The 20,865-nt window shown below is 68.6% G+C and carries 19 protein-coding genes; 10 read left to right on the forward strand and 9 right to left on the reverse strand.

Translation table 11 applies throughout. The features are described 5' to 3' along the window. Positions 1-88: 88 nt before the first annotated feature. From ASE96_RS12635 to ASE96_RS12645, 3 genes are read left to right on the forward strand one after another with little or no spacing between them, the layout of a single operon-like run. Positions 89-922: a COG1470 family protein gene (locus ASE96_RS12635; RefSeq protein ID WP_056430785.1), complete on the forward strand. Its 834-nt coding sequence runs from the start codon at positions 89-91 to the stop codon at positions 920-922. 1 nt (position 923) lies between these two features. Then, on the forward strand, positions 924-1,433 hold the full coding sequence (locus tag ASE96_RS12640) for a hypothetical protein (RefSeq protein ID WP_056430788.1): 510 nt from the start codon (positions 924-926) through the stop codon (positions 1,431-1,433). Beyond that, positions 1,430-2,692, forward strand: coding sequence for a hypothetical protein (locus tag ASE96_RS12645; RefSeq protein ID WP_056430790.1), 1,263 nt, complete (start codon positions 1,430-1,432; stop codon positions 2,690-2,692). Before ASE96_RS12640 ends, ASE96_RS12645 begins: the two co-directional genes overlap by 4 nt. A 46-nt stretch (positions 2,693-2,738) precedes the next feature. On the opposite strand, the gene ASE96_RS12650 is transcribed toward ASE96_RS12645, so the two are convergent. The 6 genes from ASE96_RS12650 to ASE96_RS12675 all read right to left on the reverse strand — a co-directional run bounded on the left by ASE96_RS12650 (position 2,739) and on the right by ASE96_RS12675 (position 8,361). Further along, positions 2,739-3,161 (reverse strand): heat shock protein transcriptional repressor HspR, encoded by a 423-nt coding sequence (locus tag ASE96_RS12650; RefSeq protein WP_056430792.1) that lies wholly within the window; start codon positions 3,159-3,161, stop codon positions 2,739-2,741. A gap of 15 nt (positions 3,162-3,176) precedes the next feature. Next, on the reverse strand, positions 3,177-4,163 hold the full coding sequence (locus ASE96_RS12655) for a DnaJ C-terminal domain-containing protein (protein ID WP_200913049.1): 987 nt from the start codon (positions 4,161-4,163) through the stop codon (positions 3,177-3,179). Positions 4,164-4,338: 175 nt separating this feature from the next. Then, a complete protein-coding gene (locus ASE96_RS12660; protein ID WP_056430801.1) occupies positions 4,339-5,010 on the reverse strand; it encodes a nucleotide exchange factor GrpE in 672 nt (223 codons plus the stop codon). A gap of 2 nt (positions 5,011-5,012) precedes the next feature. Then, complete coding sequence (dnaK, locus tag ASE96_RS12665) at positions 5,013-6,875, reverse strand: molecular chaperone DnaK (protein WP_056430804.1); 1,863 nt, start codon at positions 6,873-6,875, stop codon at positions 5,013-5,015. Positions 6,876-7,132: 257 nt separating this feature from the next. Further along, positions 7,133-7,456 carry a hypothetical protein gene (locus ASE96_RS12670; protein WP_056430807.1) on the reverse strand — a complete coding sequence of 108 codons (324 nt, stop codon included), beginning with the start codon at positions 7,454-7,456 and terminating at the stop codon, positions 7,133-7,135. A gap of 143 nt (positions 7,457-7,599) precedes the next feature. Next, positions 7,600-8,361 carry a TetR/AcrR family transcriptional regulator gene (locus ASE96_RS12675; protein WP_056430809.1) on the reverse strand — a complete coding sequence of 254 codons (762 nt, stop codon included), beginning with the start codon at positions 8,359-8,361 and terminating at the stop codon, positions 7,600-7,602. Between the two features lie 221 nt (positions 8,362-8,582). On the opposite strand from ASE96_RS12675, the gene ASE96_RS12680 reads away from it, so the two are divergent. Further along, positions 8,583-9,506, forward strand: coding sequence for an NAD-dependent epimerase/dehydratase family protein (locus ASE96_RS12680; protein WP_056431035.1), 924 nt, complete (start codon positions 8,583-8,585; stop codon positions 9,504-9,506). Positions 9,507-9,545: 39 nt separating this feature from the next. Here the strand turns inward: ASE96_RS12680 and ASE96_RS12685 are convergent, their stop codons facing one another. Continuing rightward, positions 9,546-11,762: an MMPL family transporter gene (locus ASE96_RS12685; protein ID WP_056430812.1), complete on the reverse strand. Its 2,217-nt coding sequence runs from the start codon at positions 11,760-11,762 to the stop codon at positions 9,546-9,548. A gap of 237 nt (positions 11,763-11,999) precedes the next feature. Here ASE96_RS12685 and ASE96_RS12690 point away from each other — a divergent pair, with 237 nt between their 5' ends. Then, positions 12,000-12,515 carry a MarR family winged helix-turn-helix transcriptional regulator gene (locus tag ASE96_RS12690; protein ID WP_056430814.1) on the forward strand — a complete coding sequence of 172 codons (516 nt, stop codon included), beginning with the start codon at positions 12,000-12,002 and terminating at the stop codon, positions 12,513-12,515. Here ASE96_RS12690 and ASE96_RS12695 read toward each other — a convergent pair. Further along, positions 12,457-13,839, reverse strand: coding sequence for an APC family permease (locus ASE96_RS12695; protein ID WP_235500245.1), 1,383 nt, complete (start codon positions 13,837-13,839; stop codon positions 12,457-12,459). The two genes, ASE96_RS12690 and ASE96_RS12695, sit on opposite strands and share 59 nt — an antisense overlap. A gap of 135 nt (positions 13,840-13,974) precedes the next feature. Between ASE96_RS12695 and ASE96_RS12700 the strand changes: the two genes are divergently transcribed. The 4 genes from ASE96_RS12700 (at position 13,975) to ASE96_RS12715 (ending at position 18,266) form a co-directional block, all read left to right on the forward strand. Then, positions 13,975-14,790 carry a methyltransferase domain-containing protein gene (locus tag ASE96_RS12700; protein ID WP_056430817.1) on the forward strand — a complete coding sequence of 272 codons (816 nt, stop codon included), beginning with the start codon at positions 13,975-13,977 and terminating at the stop codon, positions 14,788-14,790. Positions 14,791-14,885: 95 nt separating this feature from the next. After that, positions 14,886-15,509: a LysE family transporter gene (locus ASE96_RS12705; RefSeq protein WP_056430820.1), complete on the forward strand. Its 624-nt coding sequence runs from the start codon at positions 14,886-14,888 to the stop codon at positions 15,507-15,509. 112 nt (positions 15,510-15,621) lie between these two features. After that, positions 15,622-16,221, forward strand: coding sequence for a low molecular weight protein-tyrosine-phosphatase (locus ASE96_RS12710; protein ID WP_056430821.1), 600 nt, complete (start codon positions 15,622-15,624; stop codon positions 16,219-16,221). After that, on the forward strand, positions 16,218-18,266 hold the full coding sequence (locus ASE96_RS12715) for a chorismate-binding protein (protein ID WP_056430824.1): 2,049 nt from the start codon (positions 16,218-16,220) through the stop codon (positions 18,264-18,266). Before ASE96_RS12710 ends, ASE96_RS12715 begins: the two co-directional genes overlap by 4 nt. A 40-nt stretch (positions 18,267-18,306) precedes the next feature. On the opposite strand, the gene cls is transcribed toward ASE96_RS12715, so the two are convergent. Next, positions 18,307-19,734, reverse strand: a complete 1,428-nt coding sequence (gene cls / locus ASE96_RS12720) for a cardiolipin synthase (protein WP_200913055.1) — start codon at positions 19,732-19,734, stop codon at positions 18,307-18,309. Between the two features lie 141 nt (positions 19,735-19,875). Here cls and ASE96_RS12725 point away from each other — a divergent pair, with 141 nt between their 5' ends. After that, positions 19,876-20,832: an aminodeoxychorismate lyase gene (locus ASE96_RS12725; RefSeq protein WP_056430826.1), complete on the forward strand. Its 957-nt coding sequence runs from the start codon at positions 19,876-19,878 to the stop codon at positions 20,830-20,832. Positions 20,833-20,865: the final 33 nt, after the last annotated feature.

Here is a 20,865-nt window from a genome sequence, read left to right on the forward strand (position 1 = left end):
CCGGGGCCCTCGGGCCTCCGCCCAGCAACCATCAGCCACCGCCGACACCCACAATCCGCGCAACGCGCCGGTCGAAGGAGGATAGGTAATGCAGCATCCAGTGCGGTTCTTCCGGCTCGCGGGGGATCATGCGGGCCTCGCTGGCCGTGCCCTCATGATTGGCTTGCTGGCCATCTTCCTGCCCGCGGGCGCACTCTACGCCGCAGGGCAGCAATTGGCCCCGCCAAAGCCCGGAATCCAGCTGCAGGTCACGCCGGCCAGCCGGAACGTGGACCAGGGACAGGCCACAAGCTATTCCGCAAGCGTCAGCTCCACGGGAGGATTTGCCGGCACAGTTTCGCTGGCTGTCACCGGCCTCCCCGCTGGGGCAACGGCCACTTTCTCGCCGTCGTCCGTCAAACTGACGGCCGGGAGCACGGCCCAGCTCAGCATCAACGTATCCACGGCACCCTCCACAGCGGCGGGAGACTACGATCTGGCGCTGACGGGCCGGAGCGGCTCCGTCCAGTCGGCTGCCGTCAAGACCCAATTGCGTGTCAAGGCGCCCTTGCGCGTCTTCGGCCTCACCGGCGATGTGTCGGGCCTCCTCGCACCCGGGACCAGCCGGTCCCTGGATCTTGGAGTCAACAGCCCGAATAAGAGCATCGACGTCGGGAATCTGACCGTCTCGATCTCGGGTGTCGTCCGCACGGCGAAGGCAGTCGCGGCCAACCTGCCCTGCACGGCACAGGACTATGCCGTGGCGCAGTACAGCGGGCGCTATCCCCTGACGGTCCCGTCCGGCAGCAGCTCGCTCTCACAGCTTGGCATTCCACCGGCCCAATGGCCCCGGATCGCCATGCTCGACACTCCACGTCTCCAGGACGGCTGCAAAGGTGCAGTCCTCCAACTGGCGTACTCGGGATCAGGGCAGGGAAACTGACATGCGATCCACACGATCCTTGGTGCGCGGCACCAGACTCGCCGGAACCGCCTCGGCCAGTGCCGTCGCGCTCTGCCTGCTGGCCGGCGGGGGCACGGCCTACGCTTACTGGGCCAGCACGGGTGCGGGAACCGGGGCCGCAGCGGCCGCCACGATGCAGAAGGTCACCGTCGACGCGATGGTGGCAGGCGACTCGAGCAGCACCAGCCTGGTGCCGGGCGGCACGGCGGACGTCATCCTCCGGACCAGCAACCCCAACGGCTTCGCGGTCCAGCTGTACTCGGTCGCCGCCAGCGGGGCGGTCACGGCCGACGCCGCCCATGCCGGATGCGCCACCACGGGAGTTTCCTTCACGGCCCCGGCCGCCCCGCTCGCACCTGCCGTCACCATCCCGGCGAACTCTTCCCGGCTGGTCACCCTGCCCGGTGCGGCGAGCATGTCCGCGCTGTCACAGTCCGCCTGTCAGGGCGCGACCTTCAAAATTCCCGTCACCGTGGAGGCACGACGATGAGCCGTCACAACGGGCGCGAGGCCCGCCCGCGCGCCCGGGGCCGCGTTGCCGTCATCCTTGCCGGCGCGGCCCTCCTCTCGTGGGCCGGTCCAGGGGCCAACGCCTTCTGGACAACCGTTTCAAACGGAGGTTCCGCGTCCACCACCGCAGACGCGGTGGGCGCTGGCGCAACGCCGACGGCCTCCGTGTCTGCCGGAAATGTCACGCTGGCATGGACAGCCACCGCCACCCGCGCCGGGCGCCCGGTCAGCGGATACACGGTGGCCCGCTATGCCTCGGCATCGGGCGGCACCAAGGTACCCGCCGGCGGCAGTTGCGTAGGAACGGTCACCGCCGGACTCGGCTGCACCGACCAGGGTGTCCCCACCGGCGCCTGGTACTACACCGTGACCCCGGTGCTCGCGCAGTGGCAGGGAGCCGAGAGCGTCCGTAGCAGCGGTGCCGCCGTGGACACCACGCCTCCAGCCGCCCCTGCGGTGGCTGCCCCCGCTTATGTCAACATCGACAACGTCTCCTCCGTGCCGGTCAGCGGCACCACCGAGCCCGGGGCATCGATTGCCCTGGCCGTCACGGACGCCGGCGCGGCGCACACCGTGAACGCCACCGTCACCGCGAACGGCTCCGGGGCCTGGAGCGCCACGGTCAACCTGACGTCGCTTAACGCCGGAACCGTCAACTACCGCGCGGTCGCCACCGACACCGCGGGCAACCAAGGCAATCCCGCGACGCCGGGCACAGCGACCTCGGTCAAGGACGTCACCGCGCCGACAGTCACAGGAGTTCTACTGGCAGACGGCGGGGGCAGGAACGGCAAGCTCGATTCGAATGACAAGGCCACCATCACATTCTCCGAACGCCTGGACGCGTCCACGATCTGCAGTGGCTGGGCTGCCGATCCCAGCGAAACGCTGACACTGACCCCGGACCAAGCCACGGTTACCATCAGCTCCGGCTCCAGCAATACCCTCAGCGTCGCCGTGGATCCCTCGGTCTGCGCGACGTCGAGAATCGGCACCGTGGCATTGGGGGCCAACTACTATGGCTCGGGAACGCTCAGCTACAAGGGAATCATCAGCTGGGATCCGGCCACGAAGACGATCACCATCACCCTGGGGGCCCTGATCACGGGCGGCGCGGGTAACGGAACGGAACAGGCCGCTGTACCGTCCTATACGCCGGTATCCGGGATGCGGGACCTCGCAGGCAACACCTTCGCCACCACGTCCCCGGTCTCCGGCAGCACCAAGTCCCGGTTCTAACGACAACAGTGCCCGGGCCCCTAAGGTCCCGGGCACTGTTTTGTCTTCACTCGGGGTTGCGTGGCCGCCACACGACCAACGCCTGGGAGCGGGCCCGGGGGCGCTTGCCGCGGGCCAGACTGACGACGTCGCCCGCGGCTCCAGCCGCGAAGATGCGGGAGTCGAGGGCGCGCGGGCGCCGTTCGAGTTCCTCGCTCAGTTCGGTGACGCGCCGCTGCAGGGCCGCCACCTGGTTTTCCAGCTGCAGGATCCGTTTGATGCCTTCAAGCGAAACGCCCTCCTGGGAGAGCCGCTGCACCTCGCGGAGCATGGTGATGTCCCGCTGCGAGTACCGCCGGGACTTGCCGGGGGCGCGGCTGGGCGAGACGATGCCCAGCCGGTCGTACTGCCGCAGCGTCTGCGGGTGCATGTCGGCCAGCTCCGCGGCGACGGAGATGACGAAAATCGGCTGCTCGTAGTCGAAGGCCATGGCGGGCGCCCGTTCCTAGAGCCGGGCCTTGGCTGCCAGTTCGGCGCGGACGTCCTCGCCGGCGGTGGCCGCGGAGAAGGCCTTGACGGCTGCTTCGGCGTCCTTGTTCAGCTTCCGCGGGACGGCGACGTCGATGGTCACCAGCAGGTCCCCGGTGGCTTTGGCGTGCTTGACGCCGCGTCCCTTGACCCGCAGGGTGCGGCCCGACGGCGTGCCGGCCGGGACCCGTACTTTGACCTTGTCGCCGTCGATGGTGGGAACCTCGATGTCTGCGCCCAGGGCCGCCTCCGGGAAGGTCACCGGCACGTGGATGCGGAGGTTGTCGCCGTCGCGGACGTAGAAGTCATGCGGTTTAACCGAGACCGTGACCATCAGGTCCCCGTTGCCGGCCGGACCGTACTGGCCCTTGCCGCGGACCCGGACCTTCTGGCCGTCCTTGATGCCGGCCGGGATGCGCACGTCGATGACTTCGCCGTCCGGTTCACGCAGGCCGATGGTGGTGCCGCGGATGGAGCCGGCGAAGGAAATGGAGGTGGACGCGGTCCGGTCCGCGCCCTTCTGCGGGGCCCGCTGGAACGACTGGCCGCCGCCGAAGCCGCCGGCACCTCCGCCAAAGAGGTCCGCGAACTCCGGCGGAATGCCGCCGGCCGTGCTGTAGCCACCGGAGTGGCGCCCGCTGCCGCCGGTGAACAGACCGCCAAAGAGGTCTTCGAAGCCAGCCCCGCCGCTGGCGCCGCCGCCGCCTCCGCCGGGGGCGAACCGTGCGCCGCCCATGGCCCGGATGGCGTCGTACTGCTGGCGCTCGTCGGGATCGGAGAGCACGGAGTAGGCCTCGGAGATGTCCTTGAACTTCTTCTCCGAAGCGGCGTTCCCCGCGTTGGTGTCCGGGTGGTGCTGCCGCGCGAGCTTCCGGTAGGCCTTCTTGATGTCGGCGTCGGAAGCGTCCTTGGCGACTCCAAGGATCTTGTAAAAGTCCTTGTCCACCCAGTCCTGGCTAGCCAATGGCGTTTCCTTTCAAATTACAAAGAGTTAAGGCGAGACTACCGCTGAACGCCGGAGCGGATGAGGGGGCCCGGGAGTGGCATCGGGCCTGCCGGAGCGTGGTGGCAAAGTCCGTTAGGACTTTGCCACCACGCGTAGGGGCGGGGCCCCCTCATCCGCGGAGGCGTGGAGGTAGCTACGCCGGCACAGCCACGATGACCTGTGCTGCGCGGAGCACGCGGTCTCCGGACTTGTAGCCCGAGCGCAGGACCTGGCTGACGGTGTCGATCTCGACGTCCGGGCCGGGCTGCTGGATGAGGGCCTCGTGGATCGTGGGGTCGAACTCCACGCCGGTCTCATCGATGCGCACCAGGCCGTACGTCTTCAGCGCGTTCTCCAGCTTCGCGGCGATCGCGGCGAACGGTCCGTCCGTGAGGTCACCATGCTGGCGGGCGGCGTCGACGTCGTCCAGGACCGGGAGCAGGGAGTTCAGGACGCCGATGACGGCCATCTCCCCTGCCACGGCGCGGTCGCGTTCGACGCGCTTGCGGTAGTTGACGTACTCGGCCTGCAGGCGGCGGAGATCATTCCTGAGCTCTTCCGCCTCCGCGCCGTCGACACCCTGGGCCACGGATTCCGCGGCCGGCACCTCAACACTGTTGAGGATGTCCTCCGCCTGGGACAGTGCGTCCCTGGAATCCGCTTCCCCGGCAGCGCGCTCCTGGTCGGGGTGGCGGGCCTGGCCGGTCTTCGGGTCAACCTTGCGGTTGTCGTGGATGATCGGCTTCTGCGGCTCGCCTTCCTGATTGGCGGCGTCGCGACGGCTCTCGGAAGAACCGTGCTCTTCTTCGTTACCGTGGTGCGGCATGATTACTTCTTCTCGTCTTCGTCAACGATCTCGGCGTCGACGATGTCCTCGTCGGTGCCGGCCGCCGGCTCACCGGCGGGTGCACCCTGGGCGCCGGTGGCGCCGTCCGGGGAACCTGCCTGGGCGTAGATGGCCTCGCCGAGCTTGGTCTGGGAAGCCTGGAGCTTCTCAAACGCGGTCTTCACAGCGGCGTCGTCGGTGCCCTCGAGGGCGGCCTTGAGCGCGTCGACGTCGGCCTGGACCTCGGTCTTGACCTCTTCCGGCAGCTTTTCGGCGTTGTCGGCGATCAGCTTGTCCACCGAGTAGGCCAGCTGCTCAGCGGTGTTGCGCGTGTCGGCGGCCTCGCGGCGGGCCTTGTCCTCTGCTGCGTGCTCCTCGGCGTCCTTGACCATGCGGTCAATGTCTTCCTTGGAGAGGCTGGACCCGCCCGTGATGGTCATGGACTGTTCCTTGCCGGTGCCCTTGTCCTTCGCGGAGACGTGGACGATGCCGTTGGCGTCGATGTCGAAGGTGACCTCGACCTGCGGCACGCCGCGCGGGGCCGGAGCGATGCCGGTCAGCTCGAAGGTGCCCAGAGGCTTGTTGTCGCGGGTGAACTCGCGTTCGCCCTGGAAGACCTGGATGGCCACGGACGGCTGGTTGTCGTCCGCCGTGGTGAAGGTCTCGGACCGCTTGGTCGGGATGGCCGTGTTGCGCTCGATCAGGTGCGTCATGATGCCGCCCTTGGTTTCGATGCCGAGGGACAGCGGGGTGACGTCGATCAGGAGGACGTCCTTGCGCTCACCCTTCAGGACACCGGCCTGCAGGGCGGCGCCGACGGCGACGACCTCATCCGGGTTAACGCCCTTGTTCGGTTCCTTGCCGCCTGCGAGTTCCTTGACCAGGTCGTAGACGGCCGGCATACGGGTGGAACCGCCGACGAGCACGATGTGGTCGATCTGGGAAAGCTGGATGCCGGCTTCCTTGATGACGTCGTGGAACGGCTTCTTGGTGCGCTCGAGCAGGTCCTTGGTGAGGTCCTGGAACTTGGCGCGGGTCAGCTGCTCGTCCAGGTGCACCGGGCCGTCGGGGGTGACCGAGAGGTACTGGAGGGAGACGTTGGTGCTGGTGGAGGAGGAGAGTTCCTTCTTCGCCTGCTCGGCTGCCTCGCGGAGGCGCTGCAGGGCGATCTTGTCCTTGGAGAGGTCGATGCCCTTGACCTTGAGCTGGTTCAGCAGGTAGTCGACAACGCGCTGGTCCCAGTCGTCGCCGCCGAGGCGGTTGTCGCCTGCGGTGGAGCGGACCTGGATGGTGGAGAAATCGTCCTCGTCCTTGCCCACCTCGAGGAGGGAGACGTCGAAGGTTCCGCCGCCGAGGTCGAAGACGAGGATGAGTTCGTCTTCCTTGCCCTTGTCCAGGCCGTAGGCCAAGGCAGCCGCGGTGGGCTCGTTGACGATGCGCAGGACCTTGAGGCCCGCGATTTCGCCGGCTTCCTTGGTGGCCTGGCGCTCGGCGTCGTTGAAGTACGCGGGGACGGTGATCACGGCATCCGTGACCTTTTCACCCAGGTAGGACTCGGCGTCGTTCTTGAGCTTCATGAGGATACGGGCGGAGATTTCCTGCGCCGTGTACTTCTTGTCGTCGACGGCGACGCTCCAGTCGGTGCCCATGTGGCGCTTGACGGAAGCGATGGTGCGGTCGATGTTGTTGACGGCCTGGCGCTTTGCGATCTCGCCGACCAGCACTTCGCCGGACTTGGAGAAGGCAACAACCGACGGCGTGGTGCGGCCACCCTCGGCGTTGGCAATGACGGTGGGCTCGCCGCCTTCGAGAACGGAGACGACGGAGTTGGTGGTTCCGAGGTCGATACCTACTGCACGTGACATGTGTTGCTTCCTTCTTTCCTTGGAAACTTGCTGAGATGGCTGCGGACCGCGGGAGGTCCGGCCGATATTGAGTGATCTGCACTCAACTTTACTCAGGGCCGTTTCAAAGTCAATTCAAAGTTGAGCGAAGTGGACTCAACTATGAATTTCGGGCGTCACGGAGCGCTCTCGGAGAGGTATTCTTTCCCGGATTTCCGGGCATGGCAGGGCGGCAACGCCTGGGACGCCGCCCTGTTCGCTGTGCGCGAAGCCCGCCGCTAGCGGTCGGTTCCGGCGGCCCCGGCAGTTCCGTAGTCGCCTTCGGGGTACTCCCCTTCTTCTGCGGCAGCCGGCGGTGCGCCGGTGCCGCCCGCTGCGCCGTAGTCACCCTCGGGGTAGTCGCCCTCTTCTGCGCCGACGGCGGTGGTGCCGGCGGTGCCCGCCGCGCCGTAGTCGCCGGTGGGGTATTCGCCTTCCACGGCTTCTGCCGGATTCTTCCCGGCCGTGCCCGCCGTGCCGTAGTCTCCCTCGACATACTGGCCCTCGGCGGCGTCGACGTCGGCTTCAGCCGCCTTGCGATCAAACTCGTTGTTTTCGGACATGTTTGGATCCTTCCTGGAAGCCTCGGCGCGCCCAGGCAGGCGCAGTGGCAGTCTATCGAGCACCGGCGGGAGGCAACAGGGGGTGAGGAAAGCCCACCCGGGGCCACTTGGGGGCGGCTATTCCGGGCGGCTATTCCGTGCGGCTATTCCGTGCGGCCTCCGGCCGGGTCCGCCGAGGGGCCAAGGCCTGCGAGGTCCGCCAGCGCGGCCAGATGGTGCGCGAAGAGCTCATCCGGAGCGGCGAAGGTGTCTGCGCCGTACTGACCGAACACCTCAAAGCTGATGGCACCGAACAGGGAAGTCCACACGAGTGCGCCACGCGCCAGCAGAATGTCAGGCACGGCCAGTCCCATATCGCGGCGGATGCGCCCCAGGTCAGCGGCGAGCGGCGGCACGACGGCGGCCTGCCCGCCGCGCGCAGCCAGCCTGCCCGCGCGGTAGGCGCCGTCGAGGAGCGCCATCAATGCGTAAATGACCCGCGTGCCCGGTCCGGTTGTCCGCTCGGCCGGCGCCCGGTATCCAGGCACAGGGCTGCCGAAGAGGAGTCCGTAGCGGGCCGGTTCGCGCAGCGCCCAACGCCTCACTGCAACGCCGAGTGCGCTGAACCGGCCGGAAAAATCAGCCTCGGGGCGGGCTGCCACCGCGGCGTCCACTTCGTCGCCCAGCTCGTCGTAGGCATCAATGAGCAGCAGGGTCAGCAACTCTTCCCGGTTTTCCACGTAGCGGTAAATCGCCGAAGAGACGACGCCGAGGTCCCTGGCCACAGCCCGGAGCGACAGCGCGGCAGCCCCGTGCAGGGCCAGATGCTCCCGGCCGAGGCGGACAATGTCGTCGATGGTCCGGGCCCGGGCCCGCTCGCGGGGCGTGGGCGGCTTCCGGGACGGGGCGCTGGGGTTCTGTGGCACTGACCCAGCCTTTCACAAAACAGAGCAGTGTCAACAAATGTGAGCACTGCTCTTGACTTTCGCCAGCGGCGGTCGCATCCTGTAATCAGAGAGCACTGCTCTCAAGTCGCACGAGGGCATCCGGGGATGGCGAAGTCTGCCCGGCAGCCCTGCCGGCGCCCACCAGCGAAAGAGAGAATCCCGTGTCCCAGTTCGAATCCCCGGAAGCCCGGCCCTTGGGCCTGTTTGTTGTCACCGGAGCCGGGCCGGTGGGCTGGACGGTTGCCGAACAGCTCGCTGCGGCGGGCCGCCGGGTGCGGGTATTGACACGATCCGGCAAGGGGCCCGATCACCCGCTGATCGAGAAGCAGGCCGTGGACGTGTCGGACCCGGCACGGCTTGGCGGGCTGTTCCGCGGCGCCACGGCCGTGTTCCACTGCATCCATGGCTCGCAGTACAGCGCGAAGGTGTGGGCGGCGGAACTGCCCGGCGCCGAGCAGGCCGTCCTGGCCGCGGCCGGCGAGGCGGGCGCCGTCGTCGTCTTCCCGGAGAGCCTGTATTCGTACAGCGAGCCCGACCGGCCGATGACCGAAGAGGGTCCGCGCGAGGCACAGGGAGGAAAGCGCGGTGTCCGCACCGCACTCTTGAAGGCCCGGGCGGCGTCCGCAACGGACACTGTGAGCGTGGCCGCAGGCGATTTCTTCGGCCCCAGGGTCCGCAATGCGCATGCCGGCGAGCGCATGGTGAAACCGGTGCTGGCGGGCAAGTCCCTGATGGTGATCGGCAATGCGGGACTGCCGCACTCCTTCACGTACGTGCCGGATCTGGCCGCCGCCATGATCGTGGCCGCGCAGGACCGCACCCTGTGGAACACGGTGTGGCACGCGCCGACCGGCCCCGCGCTGAGCCAGCGGGAGATCGCCGCGGCGTTCGCTGCGGCTGCGGGCGCCCGGGCGCCGCGTGTGTCCGCCGTCCCGGGCTGGGCGCTGCGTGCGATGGGCATGTTCTCCCCCGCAACGCGGGAACTGGCGGAGACCCTTTACCAGTTCGAGCGCCCGTTTGTGATGGATTCGCGGGCGAGCGAAGCCGCCCTGGGGTTGCAGCCCACCCCGCTCACGGAGGCAGCCGCCGCCACGGTTGCCTGGTGGGGGGACCAGGAACAATGACGACGGCTGCGGACTGCGTTCCGACGAGCGGCGTTCCGGCTAGCGGATGCCTGCCTCCGCGGTTTCCGGCGCGGCAGGCAGGGTGCGGGCGGCAGCATCCGCCTCGGGGCGTCCCAGCTTGCTGGGCCACCAGATCCGGGGGCCGATGTCGTAGGCCAGGGCCGGGACCAGCAGGGACCGGACCACAATGGTGTCCAGCAGGACCCCGAAGGCCACGATGAAGGCCAGTTGCACCAGGAACATGATGGGGATGACGCCCAGGGCCGCGAAGGTGGCCGCGAGCACCACACCGGCGGACGTGATCACCCCGCCCGTGACGCCCAGGCCGCGCAGGATGCCGGGCCTGGTGCCGTGCTTCAGGGATTCCTCCCGGACCCGGCTCATCAGGAAGATGTTGTAGTCCACCCCCAGCGCGACCAGGAAGACGAACCCGAAGAGGGGCACGGTGGCATCGGCGCCCGGGAACCCGAAAACGTTGTTGAACACGTAGGCGGAAACCCCCAGTGCGGCGCCGTAGGACAGGACCACCGAGGCGACCAGCAGGGCCGGTGCCAGCAAGGAACGCAGCAGGATCATAAGGATCACGAGGATGACCGCGAGGACCACCGGGATGATGGTGACGAGGTCACGCTGGGCGGTGGTGTTCGTGTCCAGGGCAGTGGCGGTCACGCCGCCCACCAGCGCGCCGTCGTCGATCTTCTTGAGGCCCTCGCGGAGGGCCACCACGACGTTTTCCGCCTCGTTGGAGTCCGCGGCGAAGTTCAGCGTGGCGTTGATCAGGACCTTGCCGTCCCGCACCGCCGGTTCCGTGGGGGCCGCGGGAGCGCCGGGAGCAGCCGGCGCGCCGGTGATCGGCACGCCGCCGTCGGCCAGCAGGTAGGCGTCCCCGACGCCGTCGGTCGCCTTGGTCTGTTCCAGCACTTCCTGCGCCTTCGCTTCGTCGGCTACGATCACGGCGGGGCTGCCGGTGCCGGCGTCGAAGTGCCGGGCCAGGGCGTCCTGGCCGTCGACGGCGTTGGAGGCGGTGAGGATGACATCGGTCTGCGGGACGCCGTTGGCCTTGAGCTGCAGGACGCCGGCCGAGGCCACGAGGAGCAGCAGCACGGAGGCGATCCAGACGGTCCGGGGCCGGCGGGACACGAGGGAGCCGGTGGCGCGCCACAGGCCCTTCTGCCCCTCAAGGCCGGTGACAATTGCAGGCTCGCGTTCAGTCTCCGGGAGCAGTCTGGGGAGGAAGGGCCAGAACGCGGCGCGGCCCAAAAGTGCCAGCAGCGCCGGCAGCAGGGTGAGGGCGGCGAAGAGCGAGCAGAGGATGCCCGCGGCGGCTACCGGGCCGAGGGCCTTGTTGGAGTTGAGATCGGAGAACAGCAGGCAGAGGAGCGCGATGATGACCGTCGCGCCGGAAGCAACGATGGGTTCCCACGAATTTTTCCACGCCGTCAGTGCGGCGGCCGTGCGGTTGGTGCTGTGCGTCAGCGCCTCACGGAACCGGGACACGTAGAGCAGCGCGTAGTCCGTGGCGGCACCGATCACCAGGATGGACAGGATGCCCTGGCTCTGGCCGTTGAGCTGGATCCAGCCCAGTTTCGCCATGCCGAAGACCAGAAGGATGGCGGCGCACAGGGCGAAGACCGAGGTGAAGAGGACGACAATCGGCAGCAGCAACGAGCGGTAGACAATCAGCAGGATCACGAACACCGCACTGAGGGCCGCGAGCAACAGGATGCCGTCAATGCCGGCGAAGGCGCTGACGAGGTCCGCGGTCAGCCCGGCCGGGCCGGTCACGAAGGTCTGCATGCCCTCCGGGGCGGACGCCTGCACCTCGTCGCGGAGTTCCGCGACAACTTCCTTCACTTCGCCGGCCGCATCGATCGGGACGACGAACTGCACGGCTTTGCCATCCTCGGACGGGATGGGGCCGATGACAGTGCTGCCCGCATCCAACGCCTCAAGATTTCCCTTGAGGGCTGCCACCTCACCCAGCTGGGCCGGGGTGAAGGCAGTGTCGCTCTCGATGACAATGACGGCGGGGATCTCGTTGGTGTCCCGGAACTTGGCCTGCCAGTCCTGGGCCGCCGTGGCCTCGGCCCCTGCCGGGAGGAAGGACGCCTGGTCGTTTGAGGAGACCTCTTCCAGCCGGCCGAAGGTGGGTCCGCCGATCCCGGCGATGGCAAGCCAGGTGATGACGAGCAGGACGGGAACCAGCCAGCGCAGCCAGAAGGGGACGCGGGCACCGGATCGTGGGGTCGTGTTCATGGTTCCTTCTGGTGATTGCCTGGGAGGAGTAGAATTGAGTCCATCATAGACTATCTCCATGATGGAGATATAGAGCGCGGAGATAAAGGCAGAGATAAAGGCGTGGGGGTACTCGCGGATCCGATCTTAGGAACATCGCGGGCGCCCCCGGGTCCGATGCCCGGTGGCGCTGAAGTAAACTCCGGGAGGCGCAACCAACTGCGGCGACACAGGCGACAGGATAGAGGGAGGTGCACCGTGACAGTTGATTCCTCGGGCCGCCCCGACGCGTCCGGGCCGCCGCCGCTGGTCCGGCTGCTGCAGGAGTTCAGCCTCGAAGCCAACCGCTACGTGGACTCCGCCGGCGGCCGCAACGACATGCACCGCACGGACCTCAACGCCCTGGCCGTGATCATGCAGCACACCGCGCGGAACCAGATCGTCACACCCGGGGTGCTCCGCAAGGAACTCCACCTCAGCTCCCCCGCCACGACGGCGCTGATCGACCGGCTGTATAAGTCCGGACACGTGGTCCGGGAACGGCTTGGCACGGACCGCCGCCAGGTCCAGCTACGGATGACCCCCAAGGCCTACCGCGACGGCGGCGCCATGTTCCTGCCGCTGGCCCGCCACATGGACGCCGCGATGGCCGAATTCACCCCGGAGGAGCTGGAGATTGCCACCCGGTTCATGGCGTCGATGATCGAGGCGACGGTCAGGGCCGGGCAGGAGGCGGCGCAGCAGACGGCACCGTCTCCAGCTGACCTGCCGTAACTGCCGTCTTCGGGTGCCCCGCCCGCATTCCTCTCCGGCCCGCCCAGACCGCCGGCAGCCCCCTCCGGCCCGCCCAACCCGCCGGCCGGCCCACCCAGACAGCGGCCGCGGCCAGGCCCAGGGGGACCACGAGCGCCCAGCCGCTGAAGAGCAGCACGGCCAGCATCACAACGGCGGCCACAATAACGCCGTACCAGGCCGCCGTCCGGGCGGGCAGCAAACGGATCCCGGCCACCAGGCCAAACGCCGTCACGGCGGTGAAGCAGGCCGATGCCGCCCCGATCTGGAACTGCATGTTGCTCAGCCCGGCCGCGGCCGCCCCGAAGGACAGGAACGTCATCGCGGCCAGCAGCCCCAGGCTGGCTGCGGGCACCCGGCCCGGGCCAGTGCCCCGCGCGAGGGACCGCGGCAGCACGCCGTCGGACGCCAGGCTCGCCCCCAGCCGGCTGGCGCCGGCGACGAAGGTGTTGATCGGGCCGAAGGTCAGCACCGCGGCGGCGACGGCGGTCAGCGGGGCGGCGAGTCCGCCGAGTCCCTTTTCGAGCAGTTGCGCGATGGGCACGTCGCTGCCGGGGAGGGCCGGGCCCAGTACGGCGACCGAGGCTGCGACGACGCCGATGTACACCACGCCGACCACAACCAGAGTGAGCCAGGTGGCCCGTTTGAGGTCCCGTTCCGGATTGCGAAATTCCCCGGCAAGGTGTGTGACCGCCTCCCAGCCGGCGAAGCAGAAGAAGAGCAGGCTGGCCACCCCGCCCACGGCCCAATAGCCGTGCGGCGCGAACGGCGTGAAGTTCTCGGCCCTGGCGAACGGCGCGGCGAGGGCGACCGCCAGCGCCAGCAGCCCGACCAGCAGCACCATCAGCACCAGTTGGATGCCGCTGGACATCCGGATCCCGACAGCGTTGCATCCGAACGCGGCGGCCAGCAGCAGCGCCGCGGCCAGCAACGCCGTCCCGCGCCCGCCGCCCAGGGCGTGGGCGATGTAGTTGCCGCCGATGACGGCTGTCGCGGGAGCGCCGAACGGAATGGCGAAGTAGAAAAGGTAGCCGGCCACGGCCGAGGCGCGGCGCCCGTAGGCACGGGTCACAAAGTGGGCGATTCCGCCGGCGTCGGGCTGCTGGCGGCTCATCTCCGCGAAGCTGAAGGCCACGGGGGTGCAGAACACGAGCAGCAGGGTCCAGGCCAGGAGCGACGCCGGGCCGGCTTCCTTGGCGGCGATCGCCGGGAGGACCAGGATGCCGGAGCCCAGGATCGCCCCGACGTAGATACCGGTCGCCCGGAACAGGCCGAGCCCTGCCTGCTTGCTGCTGTTGATGTTCACTCCTCTAATCATCCGCACCACGGCCGCGGGCAGAAGCGGCAAAACAGACGGGCACGCATAAAATCCTGCCGTCTTCCGCCCGGCCGCTTCCCCCGCTTCCGCTGATTTGCCGGCGCGTGGCGGTAGCGTTTCATTATGAGTGCGCAGCAGCCTGAAGATGTGTACAGCCACGGCCACCACGAGTCGGTGGTCCGCGCCCACGCCTCGCGGACGGCGGAGAACTCCGCGGCCTTCGTGGTCCCGCACCTCACGCCCGGAGTCTCGGTGCTCGACGTCGGCTGTGGGCCGGGCAGCATCACGTGCGACTTCGCCGGACTCGTCTCCCCCGGGAAAGTCACCGGGCTGGACCGCTCGCCCGAGGTGATCAGCCACGCTGCCGCCCTCGCAGCCGAGCGCGGCGTGCAGAACGTCGAGTTTGTCGCCGGCAACATCTACGACCTCGATTTCGACGACGAAACGTTCGACGTCGTGCACGCCCACCAGGTGCTGCAGCACCTCACGGACCCGGTCGCCGCCCTCCGGGAAATGCGCCGCGTCGCCAAACCCGGCGGGATCGTGGCGGTGCGCGACGCCGATTTCCACGGCATGAGCTGGTACCCGGCCGTCCCCGAGCTGGATGAATGGATGGAGCTCTACCAGCGGATTGCCCGCCGCAACGGGGCCGAGCCCGACGCCGGCCGCCGCCTGGTTTCCTGGGCGCAGTCCGCCGGGTTCACCGACGTCGCACCCTCCAGCAGCAACTGGCTGTACGCCACCGGCCAGCAGCGCCGCTGGCAGGCCCGGGTGTGGGGCGAACGGGTGCTGCACTCGGCCTTCGCGGACCAGGCGCTCGAGTACGGCTTCGCCAACGCCGCCGACCTGGCCCGGATTTCGGCCGGCTGGCACCGCTGGGGCTCCACGGACGACGGCTGGTTCCTGATCCCCAACGGCGAAGTCATCGCCCGGGCCTGAACTGCACCCCCACCAAGCCGGTGCCGCGCGGAATGTGACACGACTATGTCCCTCCTGCCGGAACCTCCTCCCGCCCGCGGCCGTAAACTGGCTCCGTGCAACCCTCCCTTTGGCTGGCCCTGGCGGGCGCCGGCGTCTTGATCAGCTTCACGCCCGGCGCGGGCGCCATCAACACCATGAGCAACTCGCTGAACTCCGGTTTCCGGCGCGCCATCTGGGGAATCCTGGGGCAGCAGGCGGCACTGATCGTGCACGTTGTGATCGTGGCCCTGGGTGTCGGCGTCCTGGTGGCCAGCTCGCCGGTCGCCTTCAACGCGATCCGCTACGCGGGCGCGGCCTACCTTGTCTACCTGGGCATCCAGCAGTTCCGGCACAAACCCGATCTGGACCAGGAGAAGGCGGCCGCGCTGCGCAATGAGCCAGGCCTCTCCATGTTCCGCCGCGGCCTGTGGGTCAACCTGCTGAACCCCAAGGCGATCGTGTTCTTCCTGGCCTTTATGCCCCAGTTCATCCGCCCGGAGGATCCGCTGCTGCCGCAGTACCTGGTCCTGTCAGCCACCGTGGTGGTCATCGACATCCTGGTGATGTGGTTCTTCTTCGCGGCCGCGGCCAAGTCCTTCCAGCGCTTCACGCACGATGCCCGCGGACAGCGGATCCTCAACAGGACATTCGGCGTGCTGTTTATGGCCGTCGGTGTGATGCTGGCCCTGATCCACTGACGCCCCGGCCACAGCCCCCGCGTGACAGGTGCAGAATACAAGTGTGACAAGCTTGTAATGTTCACGGTCCGGAAACTAGCCAAGGGGAAACCGCATGATTCATGATTGCACTATGACATCACCGCCGAGGACCCCACCGCCGAGGACCTCACCGCCGGACCAGTACCGGATCATCGCGGTCTGCACCGGCAACATCTGCCGGTCGCCGATGGCTGAACTGATGCTGGCGGAGGCAATGGCCGCCGCGGGCCTGGCCGGCGCCGTCGTGGATTCAGCCGGAACCACGGCTTACGAGGTGGGCCGGCCGATTGACCCGCGGGCCGCCCGCAAGCTCACCGCCCACAGCATCCCCTCGGACCAGCATGTGGCGCGCGAATGGCGGACGGATTGGTTCCACAGCCGCGACCTCATCCTCGCCCTGGACGTGGACCACTTCGGCTGGCTGCAGCAGGCGGCGCCGGACCGCGAGTCCCTGGCCAAGATCAGGATGTTGCGCAGCTTCGATCCCGCCGTCGCGGGCAAGGACCCCCTCGACCAGGGCATCGAAGACCCCTGGTACGGCGGCCACGCGGACTTCGACGTCACCTGGAACCTGATCCACGCGGCACTTCCCGGGATCGTGGCGCACGTCCAGGCCGAGCTCGCCGTGCTCCGGCGACCGGGCGGCAGTGATCAACCCAATGCAGGGCAGCCGGTACGCTCTATTTCATGAGTCCTGCACCCGTCATCATCGCCATCGACGGACGATCCGGCGCAGGCAAGACCACCCTGGCGATCGAACTGGCGGCACGGCTCCGCGAGCACCACAAGGTGTCCCTCTTTCACCTCGAGGACATCTACCCCGGCTGGAACGGGCTCGCGGCCGGCGTCGAACGCTACGCCTCGACGGTCCTGGCCCCGCTGCACCGCGGCGAGCCCGCCGAATGGGTCAGCTGGGACTGGAACGCGCATTACGACGGCGAGACCCGCACCACCCGGCCCGCCGAGATCGTCCTGGTGGAAGGCGTGGGTGCGGCCGCTGCGGCAGCCCGTCCCTACCTGTCCGCGGTCATCTGGGCCGATTCGCCCGAACACGACCGGCGCAGCAGGGCCCTGGCCCGGGACGGCGACAGCTACGCACCGTACTGGGATGAGTGGGCCGCCCAGGAAGAGGAGTGGCTGGCCGTGGACGACGTTCCGGCCCAGGCCGATGTCCGCGTGCTCAACCTGGCCGACGGCGCCGCGCCGGCGGAAGTGCTCCAGGCCCTCCAGTACCTGCCGGCGCTGACCACGGTGATGCTCCCGGAACTCGCCGCCCGCCGCGGCCTGGAGCTCCGCGCCGAACGGATCACAGCCGCGCCGGACCCTGCCCGGCTGTTCGAGTCCCTCTACGGCCGCTCAGCCAACGCCGTCTGGCTCGACTCGTCCCTGCCGCCGGACGAAGGCGCCGCGGCGGAACGGAGCCGGTTCAGCATCCTGGCCGACGACGGCGGCCCGTTCGGCCAGTCGGTCCGGCACACTGCGGGCAGCACCCAGGTGACGGTCGGCAACGCCGCTGTCACGACGGAGGAGCCGTTCTTCCGGTGGCTCGACGGCGTCTGGGGCGGCCGCGCCGTCCGCGGCCCCGAGGGGTACCCCTGCGAGTTCACCCTGGGCTGGCTCGGCTACCTCGGCTACGAACTCAAACGCGAGACCGGCGGCAGCGACGTCACGGCCGAGTCCCCCGATGCCTGCCTGCTGTTCGCCGGGCGCGCCGTGGTGCTGGACCATGTGGAGCAGGCGGTCTGGCTGCTGGCGCTGGACACCCCCGACGCCGGGGACTGGCTCGGGGCCGCCCGGACCGCCGTCACCGGGGCATGCGGCGGCCTCGAACCGTCCGCCCCGCGCGCGGGCGCTGGCACTGGCACTGGCACTGCCCCGGCCTTCACCGCACGGGACTCGGAGGTCGCCTACAAGTCCAAAATCACTGAGGCCCAGTACCAGATCGCCGAAGGCAACACCTACGAGGTCTGCCTGACCACCGCCCTGACAGCAGAACTTCCGGCTTCCGCCCTGGACCCCCGGCAGGCCTACCTGGCGCTGCGCCGGAGGAATCCGGCCCCGTTCGCCAGCTATCTGCGCTTCGGGGACCTCACGGTGGCGAGCACCTCGCCCGAGCGGTTCCTGCGGATCGCGGCCGACGGCCGGATGCGCGCCGAGCCGATCAAGGGCACCCGGCACCGGGACGCGGACCCGGCGCGGGACGCGCTGCTGCGGCAGGAACTCGAATCCTCCCCGAAGGACCGGGCCGAGAACATCATGATCGTTGACCTGCTGCGCAATGACCTCAGCCATTTCGCGGTGCCCGGCACGGTGTCGGTCAGCCGGCTCTGCGCGATCGAAAGTTACGCCACGGTCCACCAGATGGTGAGCACCATCGATGCCAGGCTCAGGCCCGGGATGCCGCGGGCCGAGGCCGTCGCGGCGTGCTTCCCCGCCGGCTCCATGACCGGCGCCCCCAAGGTCAGCACCATGGCCATCCTGGACCGGCTGGAGGGCGCGCCGCGGGGGGTCTACTCCGGCGCGATCGGCTATTTTTCGCTCAACGGCGCCACCGACCTGGCCGTGGCGATCCGCACCCTGGTGCTCGCGGAGCGGCCCGGCGGTGGCACCGGGCTCAGCCTCGGTGTGGGCGGGGCGATTACGGCCGATTCCTCGCCGCAGGACGAGTACGAGGAAATCCGGACCAAGGCCTTCGGGGTTCTCTCGGCGCTCGGCGCGGAGTTCCCGCCCGGCTGACGGCAACCCCGTCACCCGGCTGACGCCGGTGCAGCTCGGGCTACTGCAGGGTGGCTGTCAGCCGGGCCACGTTGTCCACGTATTTGACACCCATGGGCCGTTTCATCCAGTCCTCGAGGGTCAGTTCCCGCGAAATGCCCCGGTAGGTGTCCTCCACGGCGCTGATCCGGCGCACGATGTCCTCGCCCAGGAGCATCACTGAGACCTCAAGGTTCAGCGAGAAGGAGCGCATGTCCATGTTGCTGGACCCCAGCACCGCCACGTCGTTATCGATGGTGAAGTGCTTGGCGTGCAGCACGAAAGGGGCCTTGTACAGGTAGATCCGCACGCCGGCTTCCAGGAGCGCCTCGTAGTACGACTGCTGGGCGTGGTGGACCAGGAACTGGTCACCTTTTTCCGAGACGAAGAGTTCGACGTCGACGCCGCGCTGCGCCGCCGTCGTCACCGCGTACAGCAGCGAATCATCCGGGACGAAGTAGGGGCTGCAGATCGAGATCTTGTGCTGCGCCGAGTAGATCAGCGTGTTGAAAAGACGCAGGTTGTTTTCCGTGATGAAGCCGGGGCCGCTGGGCACCACCTGGGCCGTGATGTTGCCGGCGTGCAGTTCGGGACGATGCGCCAGCTGATCCTCGAGCGACTCGTCGGTCTCGCTGAGCCAGTCCGTGGCGAACACGACGTTGAGCGTGGTGACGATCGGCCCCCGCAAGCAGGCCATCAGCTCGACCCATTCGCGGCCCACCTTGCGGTGCCGCGGGTTGTTGTACGAGGGTTCGATCAGGTTCTGCGAACCGGTGAACGCCACCTCGCCGTCGATCACCATGATCTTGCGGTGGTTGCGCAGGTCCGGCCGGCGCCACTGCCCGTGCACGGGCCGCAGCGGCAGCATGGGACGCCAGCGAATCTTGCCGGCCTTGAGCCGGGCGATCAGCTTGCTGTAGCCCTGGATGCGCAGGGTCCCCAGGTGGTCGAACAGGAGACGGACCTCGACGCCGCGTTCTGCGGCCTCTTCCATCGCCGTCAGCAGATCGTCCGTGACGTGGTCCGAGCTCAGGATGTAGAACTCGGCGTTGACGAAGGACTCGGCCTTACGGACTGCCGCCGCCATCGCCTTGATCGAGTCCGGGTACCCGGGGAGGAGCTCCACGTGGTTGCCGTCCACCATCGGCAGCGAGCCAAGGGTCTTGTTCAGTTCCGCCGCGGAGGCCACCCATTCCGGGCCGTCGTAGCGGCTTTCCAACATGGCCAGGTCGGCCGTGCCGGCGCGCACGCGGGTGTTCACTGCATCCTGCTGCGCCCGGCGCTTGCGGGAGAGGCGGAAATTGCCGAAGAGCAGGAACAGGACCAGGCCGAGGGCCGGGACGAAGAAGATGATCAGCAGCCAGGCCATGGCCGTGGTGGGGCGTCGGTTTCCCGGGATGATGCCGAGGGCCAGCACCCGGATGGCGAGGTCCACCACGGTCAGGATCATGATCACCCAGGACGGCAGCGTTTCCGCCAGCGAAAATGGCCACAGCACAGGCGAACCCCTCAAGCTCCAGACCCGCGGAACAGTTCCGGAACGGGCAACCGTCAAATCCTAACCCGTTGCCCGCCGCACTAAGCTGAAGCCATGACTTCTCCTGCCGCCGCTCCCTCCCCCGCCACGGTGCTGGTCTTCCTCGACCCCGCGTTCGAGGACGGCCGGCTGGCCGATGCGTCCAAGCCGCAGCTCATGGCGACGGACCAGGGCGCCACCCGCGGCGATGGTGTTTTCGAGTCGCTGCTGGCGGTGGGCGGGCACCCCCGCAAGCTCCAGGCACACCTGAACCGCCTGGCCGGGTCCGCCCGGCTCCTGGAGCTGGACATCCCGGCGGAGGAGCCCTGGCGCCGCGCCATCACAACGGCCATCCGCGAATACCGCAGCCAGCACGTGCCGGGGTCCGTTGCTGACGACGAACTCGTGGTGAAGCTGCTGGTGACCCGCGGCGTCGAAGGATCCGCCATGCCCACCTGCTGGGTCCAGGCGTCCGCACCCGGCCCCGCCGGGCGTCGCCAGCGCGAGACCGGCGTCGACGTCATCCTGCTGGACCGCGGCTACGACAGCGAAGTGGGCGAGCGGGCGCCGTGGCTGCTCCTGGGTGCCAAGACCCTTTCCTATGCGGTCAATATGGCGGCCCTGCGGTACGCGCATGCCCAGGGTGCGGACGATGTCATCTTCACGTCCGCGGACGGCCGGGTCCTGGAGGGTCCGACGTCGACCGTGCTGCTCGCGCACCTGGAGACCGTCGACGACGGCGCCGGCGGGGTCCGCACCATCCGGCGTCTCATCACCCCCCAGCTCGACAGCGGGATCCTGCCCGGCACCTCGCAGGGCGCCCTGTTCACCGCGGCCAAGGCCGCCGGCTGGGAGCTGGGCTACGGCCCGCTGGAACCCCACGACCTCTACGACGCCGACGCCGTCTGGCTGATCTCCAGCATCCGGCTGCTGGCGCCCGTCAACCACATTGACGGCAAGGAAATCGGCACCCCGGAGCTGCGCCGGCAGCTCACGGCAGAGCTCAACGCGCTCTACGCCACGATCCAGTAGCCCAGCGGCATGCAGCGCGGGGTCAGCTGCGGC

This window comes from Arthrobacter sp. Leaf69 (genome assembly GCF_001422645.1).
GTDB lineage: Bacteria > Actinomycetota > Actinomycetes > Actinomycetales > Micrococcaceae > Arthrobacter.

What these genes read in the sequence shown, in the direction of transcription:
- ASE96_RS12635 (WP_056430785.1), top strand. Translation starts at nt 89, where the DNA reads ATGCAGCATCCAGTGCGGTTCTTCCGGCTCGCGGGGGATCATGCGGGC.
- ASE96_RS12640 (WP_056430788.1), top strand. Translation starts at nt 924, where the DNA reads ATGCGATCCACACGATCCTTGGTGCGCGGCACCAGACTCGCCGGAACC.
- ASE96_RS12645 (WP_056430790.1), top strand. Translation starts at nt 1,430, where the DNA reads ATGAGCCGTCACAACGGGCGCGAGGCCCGCCCGCGCGCCCGGGGCCGC.
- ASE96_RS12650 (WP_056430792.1), bottom strand. Translation starts at nt 3,161, where the DNA reads ATGGCCTTCGACTACGAGCAGCCGATTTTCGTCATCTCCGTCGCCGCG.
- ASE96_RS12660 (WP_056430801.1), bottom strand. Translation starts at nt 5,010, where the DNA reads ATGCCGCACCACGGTAACGAAGAAGAGCACGGTTCTTCCGAGAGCCGT.
- dnaK (WP_056430804.1), bottom strand. Translation starts at nt 6,875, where the DNA reads ATGTCACGTGCAGTAGGTATCGACCTCGGAACCACCAACTCCGTCGTC.
- ASE96_RS12670 (WP_056430807.1), bottom strand. Translation starts at nt 7,456, where the DNA reads ATGTCCGAAAACAACGAGTTTGATCGCAAGGCGGCTGAAGCCGACGTC.
- ASE96_RS12685 (WP_056430812.1), bottom strand. Translation starts at nt 11,762, where the DNA reads ATGAACACGACCCCACGATCCGGTGCCCGCGTCCCCTTCTGGCTGCGC.
- ASE96_RS12700 (WP_056430817.1), top strand. Translation starts at nt 13,975, where the DNA reads ATGAGTGCGCAGCAGCCTGAAGATGTGTACAGCCACGGCCACCACGAG.
- ASE96_RS12710 (WP_056430821.1), top strand. Translation starts at nt 15,622, where the DNA reads ATGACATCACCGCCGAGGACCCCACCGCCGAGGACCTCACCGCCGGAC.
- ASE96_RS12715 (WP_056430824.1), top strand. Translation starts at nt 16,218, where the DNA reads ATGAGTCCTGCACCCGTCATCATCGCCATCGACGGACGATCCGGCGCA.
- cls (WP_200913055.1), bottom strand. Translation starts at nt 19,734, where the DNA reads ATGATCCTGACCGTGGTGGACCTCGCCATCCGGGTGCTGGCCCTCGGC.
- ASE96_RS12725 (WP_056430826.1), top strand. Translation starts at nt 19,876, where the DNA reads ATGACTTCTCCTGCCGCCGCTCCCTCCCCCGCCACGGTGCTGGTCTTC.